Origin of the sequence: Mycobacterium sp. 1482292.6, assembly GCF_001672995.1 — a bacterium.
Classification (GTDB): domain Bacteria; phylum Actinomycetota; class Actinomycetes; order Mycobacteriales; family Mycobacteriaceae; genus Mycobacterium; species Mycobacterium europaeum_A.
The window spans coordinates 13,436-28,910 of record NZ_LZKV01000217.1; the positions used below are offsets into that span (position 1 = coordinate 13,436).

Consider the following 15,475-nt stretch of genomic DNA (forward strand, 5'->3'; position numbering starts at 1 on the left):
GGTTCTCCCGTCATGGTAGCCAGCCGACGCCGCGGCGACGACGGGTTTGATCGCGGCAGCGAAAACCCCTATCAGCCAAAGGATTTCAGAGCAGACCGAGCAGCTTCAGGTCGGTCACGTATTTGACGATCACCGACGGGCTGATCTGCGGAATGTCGTTATCGGGACCGATCTTGGCTTCCTGCACCGCGGCGCGGAAACGCTCCGTCGGCCCCAGGCACCCGCGGGCGGGATCCGCCGGCGGCACGTGCAAGGCGTTGCGCAGCTGCAACAGTTGCAGCACCGACTGGTGGCGCTGCCGCTCGGGCAGGGCGTGCAGGGCGGTCTCCATCCGCTGCAGCCATTCGGTGAAGTCGTCGACCCGCTCGATCGGGTAGCCGGCCTCGATGAGCCAGTCGACGTACTCGTCGAGGCCGATGCCGTCGTCGTGCGGATTCATCACGTGGTAGGTCTCGAACCCGTCCATCACCTGGGCGCCCAGCGTGGCGATCGCCTCGGCGACGAACTCGACCGGCAGCGCGTCGAAGTGCGCGCGTTGCCGGTTGCCGTCGGCGTCGAGCGCATAGAACGAGCGCGGCGCGACGCCACTGGCCACCACGCTGTGCACCATCCGGGTGAACATGTCCGACAGGTTCAGCTGGCCCCGATAGGTGGTGGCGGCCAGGATCATGTCGCAGCGGAACACCGAAACCGGCAGCCCGCACAGGTCGTTGGCCTCGCGCAGCAGCACCTCGCCCGCCCACTTGCTGTTGCTGTAGCCGTTGCCGTAACTGCCGTCGACGGTGCGAATCGGGCCGGCCGTCCGGACGTCGGCGTCCTCGGTGAACGCCGCCGGCTCGATTTGGTCACCGACGTTGGCCGTCGACACGTAGGTGTACGGCTTGAGTTTGGTGGTGACCGCCAGCCGGATCAGCTCGGCGGTGCCCGCGACGTTGGGGGTGAACAGCTCGCTGTAGGGCAGCACGCCGTTGACGACGGCCGCGCAGTCCACGATCAGATCGACGGTGTCGGCCAGCCGCTGCCAGGTCGGTTCGTCCACGCCGAGGTTCGCGCGACCCTTGTCACCGGCGATCACCTCGAGATGGTCGTCGGCGAGTTCGTGGAAATACCGCAGCAGCGCCGGATCGCCGCTGTCGAAGGTCTTTTCGAGCCGGCGGCGCGCGTCCTCGTCGGAGGCGGCCCGCACCAGGCAGATCAGCTTTCCGTCCGCCAGTTCCAGCCGTTCCAGCCACTGCAGCACCAGGTAGCGACCGAGGAAGCCGGTGGCCCCGGTCAGCAGGACCGTGCGCAGGTCGCCGCGCGGGGCCGGCAGCGCCGGCGCGGTCGACAGCGTCGGGGCGTCGATGAACTTGTCCAGCGTCAGGTCGCTGGCGTACACCTCGGTCGCGTCGCGGCCGTGCACGGACGCGAAGTCGGCGCGAAGACCCTCTGCCGCACCGTGTTCGGCGTTGAGCTGCTGGCTCAGGGCGCGCACCGACGGCGCCTCGAAGACGGCGCGCACCGGCAGGTGGACATCGAGGGCGTTGTAGATCGCGGCGACCAGGCGCATGGCCGACAGCGAATCCCCACCCAGGTCGAAGAACGATTCGGAGACCCCGACCCGCTCCAAGCCGAGCACCTGGGCGTACAGCCAGGCCAGGATCTCCTCCACGGCGGTGGCCGGGGCCAGGTAGTCCTCGGTGCCGTAGTCGGGCGCCGGCAGCGAGCGGATGTCGAGCTTGCCGCTCGGTGTCAACGGGAGTGCCGGCAACACCACCACCGCGGACGGCACCATGTAGGCGGGCAGGCGCTCGGCCAGCACCGTGCGGATCTCTGCCGGGTTGGCCGTGCCGGTGATGTACCCCACCAGCCGCTTGTCGCCCGGGCGGTCCTCGCGGGCGATCACCAGCGCCCGCTCCACGCCGGCCAGCCCGGCCAGCGCGGCCTGGATCTCGCCGAGTTCGATGCGGTAGCCGCGGATCTTGACCTGCTCGTCGGCGCGCCCGACATACCGGAGCTGCCCGTCCGCGCCCCACCAGGCCAGGTCCCCGGTGCGATACATGCGCGCCCCCGTCCCGCCGAACGGGCAGGCCACGAACCGCGACGCGGTCAGGCCGGCCCGGCCCAGGTAGCCGGTCGACACGCCGGCACCGGCCACATACAACTCGCCGGCCACACCCGCGGGCACCGGCCGCAGGCACCCGTCGAGCACGAACAACGCGGCGCCCGCCACCGGCGAACCGATCGGCGGCGCCTCGGGTCCCGGGGCGAGCGGGGCGCTGACGGCCGCGACGATCGTGATCTCGGTGGGGCCGTAGACGTTGACCATCACGCGTCCGGCCGCCCAGCGGTCCACCACTTCGACGGGGCAGGCTTCGCCCGCGACGGCCAGCACCGTCGACTCCAGCCCCTCCGTGCCGAGCATCCCCACCTCGGACGGCGTTTGGGTCAGCATGTCGACGCGTTCGGCGACGAGCAAGGCGTGCAGGTCTTTCGGCGAGCGCACCACCTCGTCGGGCACCACCAGCACCCGTCCGCCGTGCAGCAGCGCACCGAAGATCTCCCACACCGAGAAGTCGAAAGCCAGCGAGTGGCATTGGCTCCACACCTTCCCCGGCGCCGCGGGCAGGCCGGCGGCGCCCAGCGAGGCGAACAGCTGGGTGGCGTTGCCGTGGGTCACGGCCACCCCCTTGGGGACACCGGTGGTGCCCGAGGTGTAGATCGTGTAGGCGACGCCCTGCGGCGCCGGTGCTGGCAGCGGCGTCGCAGGCTGGCGGTGGACCTCCGGGTCGTCGATGTCGATGACGAGCGGGCCGAGATCTCCCGAGCGCGAACGATACTCGGCGGTGGTGAGCACGACCGTCGGTGCGGCATCGGTGAGCATGAAGTCGATCCGGGCCGCCGGCAGCGCCGGGTCGATCGGCAGGTACGCGGCGCCGGTCTTGAGCACGGCCAGGATCGCGGCGACGGCCCGGGCGGAGCGTTCGACGAGCAGCGCCACGCACTGGCCCGGTCCCGCGCCGTGGTGAACGAGCAAGTGCGCCAACCGGTTCGCGGACTCGTCGAGTTCACGGTAGGTCCACGAACACGATCCGTCGGTGATGGCCACCGCCTCGGGCGCGCGCGCGACATGCTCAGCGAACACCTCCGGGATCGACGCGGGTGGGTGCGCCTCGCGCGTCAGCGCCGTCCGGTTGCCGATCGCATCGAGGCGGGCGTGCTCGTCGGCGCCCAGCACGTCGATCGACGACAACCGCGCGGTGGGGTCGGCGGTGATGGCCGTCAGCACCCGATGCAGCCGGCACACCAGGGCTTCGATGGTGGCGGTGTCGAACACGTCGGTGCGGAACTCCACCGCGCCGCCGATCCCGGCGGGCCGGCCGTCCCGAGTCCAGCGTTCGGCCAGCGACCACGCGAGATCCATTCGCGCGGTGCGGGTCTCTACCGGGACCGGGGTGACCCGGACGTCGCCGAGGCTCAGTTCGGCGGCATCGGTGTTCTGCCAGGCCAGCATGACCTGCACCAGCGGATGATGCGCCAGGCTGCGGGTCGGGTTGAGCCGCTCCACGAGTACCTCGAAGGGCACATCCTGATGTTCGTAGGCGGCCAGGCTGCGCGCGCGCACGTGCGCCAAGACCTCGGCGACGGTGGGGTCACCGGCCAGGTCGACCCGCAGCACCAGGGTGTTGACGAAGAAGCCCACCACGTCGTCCAGGGCCGGATCGCGCCGCCCGGCGATCGGAAAACCCACCGCCACATCCGAACTCGCGCTGATCTTGGCCAGCAACACCGCCAGGGCGGCCTGCACCACCATGAAGCTCGTGGCGTTGTGCGCGTTGGCCACCGCCCGTACCCGCTGCTGCAACTCCGCCGGCCACTCCACCGCCACGCTGGCCCCGCCGAAGTCGGCCACCATCGGGTAGGGCCGATCGGTCGGCAGTTCCAGCCGCTCGGGCATTCCGGCCAGGGTGTGTTCCCAATACCGCAACTGCCCGGCGATCAGGCTGTGCGGGTCCTGCAATTCGCCGAATTGCGCGCGCTGCCACAGTGTGTAGTCGACATACTGCACCGGCAGCGGCGCCCAGCCCGGGGCCTGTCCGGCTACACGGCTGGCATAGGCCTCGCCCAGATCGCGCACCAGCGGCGTCAGCGACCACCCGTCGGCGGCGATGTGATGCAGCACGGCAACCAGCAGATACTCGTTGTCGTCCACCCGAAACAGCAGCGCCCGCAACGGGAGTTCGGTGGCCAACTCGAAGCGGTGGCCGACCACGGTGTCGATGGCCTTGCCCAGCCGGGCGGCCGACCACCCACGCGCATCGCTGATCTGCCATCCGAAGTCGGCCTCCCCCGCCTCGACCACCAGTTGCTGGGGTATGCCCTCGTGCGCCGGGAACAGGGTCCGCAGGCTTTCGTGGCGGGCCACGACGTCGGCTAGCGCGGCGCCGAACGCCGCGTCGTCGAGGCGCCCGTGCAGTTGCAGGGCGATGGCCATGTTGTGCACCGGCGAGGGCCCATGCAATTGGCCGATGAACCACAACCGCGACTGGGCGAACGACAACGGCACCACCGCCGGCCGCGCTGCGGCGACCAGGGGCAGGCGCCCGCCCCCATCGGCGCCCAGGCGGCCCGCCAGACGGCGAATGGTGGGCGCTTCGAACAGGGCCCGCACGCCGAGGTGGACGTCGAGACCGGCGTTGATTTCGGCCACCAGCCGCATGGCCGACAGCGAGTCGCCACCGAGGTCGAAAAAGGAGTCGTCGATCCCGACGCGGTCGACGCCTAGCACGTGGGCGTAGATGTCGGCGATGGTCTGCTCGACGGCGGTGGCCGGGGCGCTGTATTGATCACGGCCGTGATAGTCCGGTGCCGGCAGGGCGCGGACGTCGAGTTTGCCGTTGGGTGTCAACGGTATTGCGTCGACGGCGACCACCGCGGCGGGCACCATGTAGGCCGGTAACCGCTCGGCCAGCCGGGCGCGGGCCTCGGCCGGATCGGCGGTGCCGGTGAGATAGCCGACGAGTCGCTTCTCGCCCGGCCGGTCCTCACGGGCGATCACCGCCGCCTGCTTCACCCCGTCCAATTGGGCGAGGGCGCTGTGTATTTCACCGAGCTCGATCCGATGGCCACGGATCTTGACCTGATCGTCGGCGCGCCCGAGGTAGTGCAGCTGACCGTCCGGGCCCCAACGCATCACGTCCCCGGTGCGATACATGCGCGTCCCGGTGCCGCCGAAGGGGCAGGCCACGAACCGCGACGCCGTCAATCCGGCCCGGCCCAGATAACCGACGGCCACCCCGGACCCGGCCACGTACAGCTCGCCGGGCACACCGGCGGGCACCGCGCACAGCCACGGGTCCAGGACGAAAAACGCCAGGTGCGCCAACGGTTTTCCGATGGGACTGACGTGGCCGTCGATGTCCGCGTCGCAGATCTCCCGACAGGAGGCGTGCACCGTCGTCTCGGTGATGCCGTACATGTTGATCAGCCGCGGGCGGTGCGGGTGGTTGTGCAACCACTTGCCCAGCCGCTGGGGAAGCAGCGCTTCGCCGCCGAACACCACGGTGCGCGGGGTGAACTGATGCGTTGACCGCGACGCGTCGGCGCCCTGTAGCGCGAAGAAGGCCGACGGGGTCTGGCTCAGCGCGCTGACGTCTTCGTCAATCAGCAAGGCCCGCAAGTCTTCCGGTGAGCGCACGACGTCGTCGGGGACGATCAGCAGCCGTCCGCCCGACAGCAGCGCCCCGAAGATCTCCCACACCGAGAAGTCGAAGGCCAGCGAATGGCACTGGCTCCACACTCCGGTCGGCGACGTCAGCCGGCCGTTCATCGAGGCCAGCAGTGCGGTGACGTTGCCGTGGGTGACCGCGACGCCCTTCGGGGTCCCGGTGGTGCCGGAGGTGTAGATGAGGTAGGCGATGTCGGCGGGTTCGGGCGCGGTCAAGGCGCTGCCGGGCCGGGTGTGCACGGCGGCCCCGGCGACGTCGATGATTGCGACGCCGCATCCGTCGAGCCGCGACCGCAGGTTCGTCGTGGTGACGGCGGCGACGGGCGCGGCGTCGGTGAGCATGAATCCGATGCGCTGTTGCGGCATGGCGGGGTCGATCGGCAGGTACGCCGCGCCGGTCTTGAGCACCGCGAGGATGGCGACGACGGCGTGCGCCGAGCGCTCCATCAGGACCGCCACGCATTGCCCGGGTCCGCATCCTTCGTCAATGAGCCGGTGCGCCAACCGGTTCGCGGCCGCGTCGAGCTCGCGATAGCTCATCGACAGGCCGCCCCACGTCAGCGCCACCGCCAGCGGGTCGCGGGCCACCTGAGCGGCGAACAGCGCCGGAATCGAGGACGGCCCGCTGGCCTGCCGCGACAGCGCCGAGCGGTTACCGATGGCGTGGAGGCGCGCGTGCTCGTCGTCGTCGAGCAGATCGATCGACGACAGTCGCCGGGCGGGGTCGGCCGTCATCGCCGCCACCACCCGCCGCAAGCGCTCGATCAGCGTTTGCACGGTGGCGGTGTCGAACACGTCGGTGCGGAATTCCACCGCGCCGCCGATCCCGGCGGGCCGGCCGTCCCGAGTCCAGCGTTCGGCCAGCGACCACGCCACGTCGGTTCGGGCGGTGCGAGTGTCGACCGGCAGCGGGGTGACCCGCAGGTCACCGAGGCTCAGGTCGGTCGGCTCGTGGTTCTGCCAGGCCAGCATGACCTGCACCAGCGGATGATGCGCCAGGCTGCGGGTCGGGTTGAGCCGCTCGACCAGCGCCTCGAAGGGCACGTCCTGGTGCTCGTAGGCGGCCAGGCTGCGCCGGCGAACCTGGGCGAGTAGTTCGGCGATGGTCGGGTCACCGGCCAGGTCGACCCGCAGCACCAGGGTGTTGACGAAGAAGCCCACCACGTCGTCCAGGGCCGGATCGCGCCGCCCGGCGATCGGAAAGCCCACCGCCACATCCGAACTCGCGCTGATCTTGGCCAGCAACAGCGCCAGGGCGGCCTGCACCACCATGAAGCTCGTCGCATTGTGCGCATCGGCCACCGCCCGCACCCGCTGCTGCAACTCCGCCGGCCACTCCACCGCCACGCTGGCCCCGCGATAGTCGGCGACCGCCGGATAGGGCCGATCGGTGGGCAGCTCCAGCCGCTCGGGCAGCCCGGCCAGCGCCCGTTCCCAATACGCCAGTTGCTTCGCGATCGGGCTGTCCGGATCTTCCAGATCGCCGAATCGCGCGCGCTGCCATAGCGTGTAGTCGGCATACTGCGCCGGCAGCGGCGTCCAGTCCGGGGCCTGTCCGGCCGCACGGCTGGCGTAGGACAGCGCCAGATCGCGCACCAGCGGCGGCAGCGAACCCCCGTCCGCGGCGATGTGGTGCACCACGGCCACCAGGACGTGCTCCTCATCACCGAGGCGGAAAAGCTTGGCACACAAGGGTATTTCGGTTGTCAGGTCAAACGGGTGCCGCGCCGTGTGGCGGATGGCGTCCTCCAGGCGGGCGGGTGACCAGCCCGTGGCGTCGACATCTTGCCATGGGACGTCGGCCCGCTCGGGGGGCAACACCACCTGCTGCGGTATGCCCTCGACGGCGGTGAATACCGTGCGCAGGCTCTCGTGGCGTGCCACCACGTCTCGCAGTGCCACCGCGAGCGCGGTGGCGTCCAGGCGTCCGCTCAGCCGCAGCGCCGCGGCCATGTTGTACACCGGTGAGGGGCCGTGCAGCTGGTCGATGAACCACAACCGCGACTGGGCGAACGACAACGGCAGCACCGCCGGCCGTTGGTGCGCCATGAGTCCGTCGAGCCTGCCCCCGCCCGCGCCGACGCGTGCGGCCAACTCGCCAACGGTGGGCGCCTCGAACAACATCCGCACCCCGATGCCGGCGTCCAGCGTGGTGTTGATCGTGGCGATCGCCCGCATCGCCGACAGCGAGTCGCCGCCCAGATCGAAGAACGAATCGTCCACCCCGACCCGCTCGAGCCCCAGCACCCGGGCGTAAATGCCGGCCAGGATTTCCTCGACGGGGGTGGCCGGGGCCCGATACTCACCAGGGGTGTAGTCGGGTGCCGGGAGGGCGCGGGCGTCGATTTTGCCGTTGGGCGTCAACGGCATTGCCTCAATGGCCACCACCGCGGACGGGACCATGTAGGCGGGTAGCCGCGCGGCCAGCTGGGCGCGGATCTCGGCCGGGTCGGCGGTGCCGGTGTGGTAGGCGACGAGCCGCTTCTCGCCCGGCCGGTCCTCACGGGCGATCACCGCCGACTGCGTGACGCCGTCCAATTGCCCTAGGGCGCTGTGTACTTCACCGAGCTCGATGCGATGGCCACGGATCTTGACCTGCCCGTCGGCGCGCCCGGCGTAGCGCAGCCGACCGTCCGCGCCCCAACGGACCAGATCCCCGGTGCGATACATGCGCGTCCCGGTCCCGCCGAACGGGCAGGCTACGAACCGGGATGCGGTCAGACCGGCGCGGCGCGGATAGCCGACGGCCACCCCGGCGCCGGCCACGTACAGCTCGCCGACCACGCCGGCGGCCACCGGCCGCAGCCATGCGTCCAGCACGAACAGCGCGGCCCCGGCCACCGGCGAGCCGAGCGGTGGCGCTCCGGTGTCGACGGCGAGCGGCGCACTGAGCACCACATCCACCGTGGTTTCGGTGGGCCCGTAGGCGTTGATCATCACCCGGCCCGGGGCCCACTGGCCGGCCAATGCGGCCGGGCAGGGTTCGCCGCCGATGATCAGTGCGGTATGCAGACCTTGCGGTGACAGCGCCGCCAGCGCCGATGGGGTTTGGCTGAGCACGGTGACGCTTTCGGCGATCAGCATGGCGTGCAGTTCGTCCGGCGAGCGCGTCACCTGCTCGGGCACGATCACCAGGCGGCTGCCGCCGGCCAGGGCGCCCCAGATTTCCTGGATCGACACGTCGAAGCCGTAGGAATGGCACTGCGACCACACGCCGGCTCCGGGCAGCGCGGCGTGCAGCGATTCCAGGAGTTGGGCGACGTTGCGATGAGTGACGGCAACGCCTTTCGGGACGCCGGTGGTGCCCGAGGTGTAGATGATGTACGCGACGTTGTCGGATGCCGGCGCCGGCAACGCGGTGCCGGAGTGATCGTGGACGGCGGCGGCGTCGATGTCGATGACCGGCAGTCCGGACCCGGCCAGGCGCGAGCGCAGGCCCGTCGTGCTGAGCGCGACGGTCGGTGCGGTGTCATCGATCATGAATCCGATCCGGGCCGGCGGGAGCGCCGGGTCGATGGGCAGGTACGCCGCCCCGGCCTTCAGGGCCGCCAGGATGGCCACGATCGCCTCGGCCGATCGGGAAAACAGCAACGCCACAACATGTCCCGGCCCGATGCCCTGGTCAACCAACAGGTGCGCCAGGCGGTTCGACGCCTCGTCGAGCGCGCGATAGGTCATCGTGCGGCCCTCGCAGGTCACCGCGATCGCGTCGGGCCTGCGGGTCACCTGGGTGGCGAACAGCGCGGGCAGTGACGGCGGTGCGGCCGCGCCCCCGGTCAACGCCGCCCGATTCCCCCAGTCGGCAAGCCGCGCGTGTTCGCCGCCGTCGAGCGCGTCCACGGACAGCAACGGCCGGGCCGGATCGGCGGCCATGGCGACCAGCAGCCGGTGTAACCGCGCGGTCAGCGTGTCGATGTGGGCCGGGTCGAACACGTCGGTGTCGAATTCGACCCGCAGGCGCAGCTCTTCACCGGGCACGGCCTGCAGCGACAGCGGGTAGTGGTTGTAGTCGTGGCTGGTGAATTCGGTGACGGTCAGGTCGTGGACGGCCGACAACGTCGTGGCGTCGACCGGATAGTTCTCGTATACGAGCAAGCTGTCGAACAGCTGGTCATGCCCGGTGATGCGGTGAATCTCGTTGAGCGCCAGGTGCTGGTGCTCGAGGGTGTCGTTGTGGGCACGTTGCAGCTGGCCCAGCAAGTCGGCGACGGTACTCGCCGCGGTGACGCGCGCGCGCACCGGCACGGTGTTGATCAGCAGGCCCACCATGGATTCCGCGCCGGGCAGATCGGCCGGGCGGCCCGAGACGGCGGTGCCGAAGGCGACGTCGCGTTGACCGGTCTGCCACATCAGCAGCTGCGCCCACGCCGCCTGCAGCACGGTGTTGACGGTGGTGCGGCAGGAGCGCGCGAGTTCGCCTAGCGCACTGGTGGTTTCGGCCGTCAATTGCAGGGTCGCCACGGCGCGCGGGCCCAGCCCGATTCGGCCCGCCGGGCCCACCATGGTGGGGGTGTCGAAACCGTCGAGCGCAGCGCGCCAGGCCTGGCGGGCGGCGGCGACGTCCCGATCGGCCAGCCAGGTGACGAACCCGCGGTACGGCAGCGCCGTCGGCAATCGCGAGCCGTAGTAGCAGGCGAAGATCTCTTGCAGCAGGATCGGAAGCGACCAGCCGTCCATCACGATGTGGTGGACGGTGAGGAGGAACCGGTGTTCGTGATCCGCGGTGCGGATCAGCGCGGCCCGCAACGGCGGATCCGCACCGAGCTTTCGCGCCGCGACCCGCTCGGCGGTGCAGAGCCGCTGGACCTGTTCCTCGACGTCGCCGCCCCGGATCTCGACATGCTGATAGGCGAGGTCGGCAGCGCCGGGGATGATCTGCACGGGATCGCCGAAGTCCGAACAGAATCGGGCGGCCAGGTTGGGGTGGCGGGTGACGACGGTATGCAGGGCGCGCTGCAGTCGGTGCGAATCGAGGGCGCCGCGTAGCGTGATGTTCAGCTGGACGGCGTACACGTCGGCGTCGCCCTGGCCGGCGGTCGCATGGAACAGCAGTCCCTGCTGCAGCGGGGTCAGCGGCAGGATATCGGCGACGTCGTATTGCCGCTCGAGTTGGTCGATCTGCTGCTGGCTGAGCCTGGCGGGGGCGATGTCCGACGGGGTCAAGCCGCCGCCGCCGCGCCGGACCAGGGCGCAGATGCCGGCCAGTGCCTCAAACCACAACCGGCTCAGCCGCTTTGCCTCGCGGTGCGTCAGCGCCGAGGGTGCCCACGTCCAGTTCGCCAGCAACTCGGGACCGTCGTCGGTCTCCATGGTGCCCGCATTGAGCTCCAGCGTGTGCGGCAACGGCAGCGCGAGCGCCGCGGCCGCCGCACTCAACGACGGACTGTTCGGGCTCGGCCGCCACAACTCGTCGGACAACCCGGCGGTTCCACCGCCGAGGCGACCCAGATAGTTGAACCCGATGTCCGGATCCGAACCAGCCAGTGCCACTTCGGGATTCAGGTAGCGCAACAGCCCGTAGGTCACACCGTTCGGCAGGGCGCGCAGTTGCTCCTTGGCGTCCTTGATTACCGCGCTCAGCGCGGCGTCACCGGCCCTCACTCGTCCCCAGTCCAGGCCGGGGATGTCCAGGGCGATCGGATGTTTGGTGGTGAACCAGCCCACGGTGCGGGACAGATCGACGTTCGGGCCCAGCTCTTCGCCGCGCCCGTGGCCCTCGATGTCGATGCCGATGGGGTTCGCCGTGCCGGAGAATTCGGCGATCGCCATCCCGAAGGCGATCAGCAGGATGTCCTGCACCCCGGCGTGGAACGCCGCGGGCACCTCTCCCAGCAACGACCGGGTCGTCTCGACGTCCAGCGACGCCGACAACTGCCCCGCGGTCGCGTAGGTGTCCTCGGGCCGCGCCGCCGGCAACAGCGCCGGTGTCTGCTCGATGCGCCGCCAGGCGTCTGCCTGGTCGAGCACCGCCGCGCTGCGGGCGTGGTCGGCCAGCAGCGACGACCACCGGGCGAACGAGGTCCCGCCTGCGGGCAGTTCGATCGGCTGGCCGCTGTGGCGCTGTGCCCAGGCGATGTTGATGTCCTCGACCAGCGTCCGCCAGGACACGGCGTCGACGGCCAGGTGGTGAATGATCAATGCCAATTGGTTTGTCGCGCAGGCCCATACCGCGCTCAGCAGCACGCCGGCGCCGGGGTTCAGTCGGGACCGCGCCTGGCTGAGCGCCGCATCGGAGAGCACGTCCACGGTCCGCAAGCAGGCGCAGGCGTCCACCGCACCCACCTCGGGCACGTGCAGGGACCAGTCGCCCGCGCCGTCGTCGTCGACGCAGAGCCGCAGCATGGGATGCCGGTCCAGCAGTGCCTGCAGCAGCACCGGTATGTCGGCCTGACCCACGCCCGCCGGCGCCGCCAGCACCAGCGTCTGGTTGAACTGCTCGATGGGGCCGTCCATGTTCTGCAGCCACCGCATGATCGGGGTGGCCACCACCGGCCCCGTCCCGTCGTCGGACGCATCGACTGCTGCGGAGACCAGCGTGACGACCCGCGCCAGCCGGGACACCGTCTGTTCCACGAAAACGTCACGCGGCCGACACATTACGCCGGCGGCGCGGGCCCGGGCGACCACCTGCATCGACAGGATGCTGTCGCCGCCCAGGTCGAAGAACGAATCGTCCACGCCGACCCGCTCAAGCCCGAGGGCCTGGGCGTAGATGCCGGCCAGGATCTCCTCGATCGCGTCGGCCGGGGCGCGGTAGGCGTCCGAGCCGTAATTTGGGGCGGGCAGGGCGCGGGTATCGAGTTTGCCGTTGACGGTCAGCGGCAGCGCGTCGAGCGTCACGACGGCGGCCGGCACCATGTAGGCCGGCAACCGCTCGGCGAGCCGCGACCGCACTTCGGTCGGGTCCGCCGTCCCGGTGACATATCCCACCAGCCGCACGGTCGCGGAGTGGTCTTCGCGGGCGATCACCGCGGCCTGCTCGACGCCGTCCAATTCGGTGAGCGCGGAGTGTATTTCACCGAGCTCGATGCGGTAGCCACGGATCTTGACCTGTTCGTCGGCGCGCCCGAGGTACTCGAGCTGCTCGTCGGCGCCCCACCGGACCAGGTCGCCGGTGCGATACATGCGCGCGCCGGGCCCACCGAACGGGCAGGCCACGAACCGCGATGCCGTCAAACCGGCGCGGTCCAGATAACCGATGGCAACCCCACGGCCCGCGATGTACAACTCCCCCACCACGCCGGGCGGCACCGGACGCAACCAGTGGTCCAGCACAAACAGCGCGGCGCCGGGCACCGGCGAACCGATCGGCACCACATCGAGATCCGCCGTCAGCGGCGCGGTCATGGCCGCATACATGGTGGTCTCCGTCGGGCCGTATTGGTTGATCATCACCCGTCCGGGCGCCCACCGATCCATCACCTCGACGGGGCACGGTTCGCCGCCGACGATCAGCGCCACCGATTCCAGGCCGTCGGTCGCCAGTGCCGCCACCGCCGACGGGGTCTGGCTCAACACCTCGACACCTTCGGCAATCAGCAAGGCGCGCAGGTCTTCCGGAGACCGGACCACCTGATCGGGGACGACGACGAGGCGTCCGCCGCGCAGCAGCGGCCCGAAGAGTTCCCATACGGAGAAATCGAAGGCCAGGGAATGACAGTGGCTCCACACCCGCCCCAGACCCAGTTCGGGATCCAGCGACAGCAACAGTTGGGTGACATTGTGGTGGGTTACCGCGACACCCTTGGGGGCGCCCGTGGTCCCCGAGGTGTAAATGACGTACGCGACGTTGTCCGCCGCCGGCGCCGGCAATCCCGTGGTGGGTTGGACGCGTACGGCGGGGTCGTCGATGTCGATGACCGGTCCGCACCGGGGCAGATCCGCGCGGATCTCGGCTGTGCTGATCGTCGCGATCGGTGCGGCATCGGTGAGCATGAATTCGATGCGGGCCGACGGTAGCGCCGGGTCGATCGGTACGTAGGCCGCGCCGGTCTTCAGCACGGCCAGGATCGCCACGATCGCCCCGGCCGACCGGGGCATCGCCACCGCCACCCGCTGGCCGGGGCCCGCGCCGCGGCCAATCAGTATGCGCGCCAACTGGTTAGCCGACGCGTCGACCTCGCGGTAGGTCCACGACCGCCGGCCGCAGGTGATCGCCACCGCCGCGGGCGCGTGAGTCACCTGTTCGTCGAAGAGTGCCGGGATGGACACCGGACCGGTCACCGGCTGGGTCAACACCGCGCGGTTGCCGATCGCATCGAGGCGGTCGCGCTCCGACTCGGCGAGGACGCCGATCGTCGACAGCGCCCGGGCGGGATCGGCGGTCATGGCCGAAAGCACCTGCCGCAGGCGGGCGATCATCGTCTCGATGCTGGGCGCGTCGAAGACGTCGGTGCGGAACTCCACCGTTCCGGTGATGCCGGCGGGCCGGCTGTCCTCTCCCCAATGTTCGGTGAGCGAGAAGACCAGATCCATCCGGGCGACCTGGGTCTCCAGGGGCAGCGGCGTGACCTGTATATCGCCCAGATTCAGGTCGACGGGTTGGTTGTTCTGCCAGGCCAACATCACCTGGACCAGCGGGTGGTGGGCGAGGTCCCGGGTGGGGTTGAGCCGTTCGACGAGCACTTCGAAGGGCACGTCCTGGTGTTCGTAGGCCGCCAGGCTGCGCTGCCGTACCCGGGCCAACAGTTCGGCGACGCTGGGATCGCCGCCGAGGTCTACGCGGAGCACCAGGGTGTTGACGAAGAAACCGACGACGTCGTCCAGGGCCGGGTCGCGCCGGCCCGCGATCGGAAAGCCCACCGCCACATCGGAACTCGCGCTCAGGCTGGACAGCAGCACGGCAAGGCCGGCCTGCACGACCATGAAAATTGTCACGTGATGGGCTCGCGCCAGGTCGGCGATCTGTTGCTGAAGGTCGGCCGGCCACTGCACGGCCACGCCGGCCCCACGGTAATCGGCCACCAAGGGATACGGCCGGTCGGTGGGCAGCTCAACACGTTCCGGTAGCCCAGCCAGGGCTTGTTCCCAGTAGGCGAGCTGCGCGGCGATGGGGCTGTCCGGGTCGTCGAGGTCGCCGAATTGGGCACGCTGCCACAGCGTGTAGTCCACGTATTGGACCGGCAGCGGCGCCCACTGCGGGGCTCGTCCGGACGACCTGCTGGCATAGGCCGTCCCGAGATCACGCACCAGCGGGGCCAGCGACCACCCGTCCGCGGCGATATGGTGTACCACTGCCACCAGGACGTGTTCATCGTCGCCGGTGTGGAAAAGCCATGCCCGCAAGGGCAATTCGCTGGCTAGATCGAAGGTGTAGCGCGCCGCCTCGTGGGTGGCCTCCGCCAGCCAGGAGGCCGGCCACCGGGTGGCGTCGACGACCTGCCAGCCGACCTCGCTGCGCTCGGGCGGGACGACCGCCTGTTGCGGCGTGCCTTCGGGCGCGAGGAACAGGGTCCGCAGGCTTTCGTGGCGGCCCACCACGTCGGCTAGGGCGGCGCTCATCACCTCGGCATCCACCGGCCCGCTCAGCTTCAGGGCGACCGCCATGTTGTACACCGGCGATGGGCCCTGGAACTGGTCGATGAACCACAAGCGCGACTGGGCGAACGACAGGGGCACCAGCGCCGGCCGTTCGGCGGGCACCAAGCGGTCGGTGCGGGCGGCGCCGGCCTGCACGTGGGGCGCGAGTTGAGCGACGGTGGGTGCCTCGAACAGGGATCGGACGGTGAGGTCGGCGTCCAGTTCGGCATTCACGGCCGAGACGAGCCG

General features: G+C 70.2%; 1 protein-coding gene. It reads right to left on the reverse strand.

The window, feature by feature from the left end:
• Positions 1-85 precede the first annotated feature (85 nt).
• A partial coding sequence (locus A5624_RS22510; RefSeq protein ID WP_066871309.1) for a non-ribosomal peptide synthetase occupies positions 86-15,475 on the reverse strand: 15,390 nt, incomplete at its 5' end.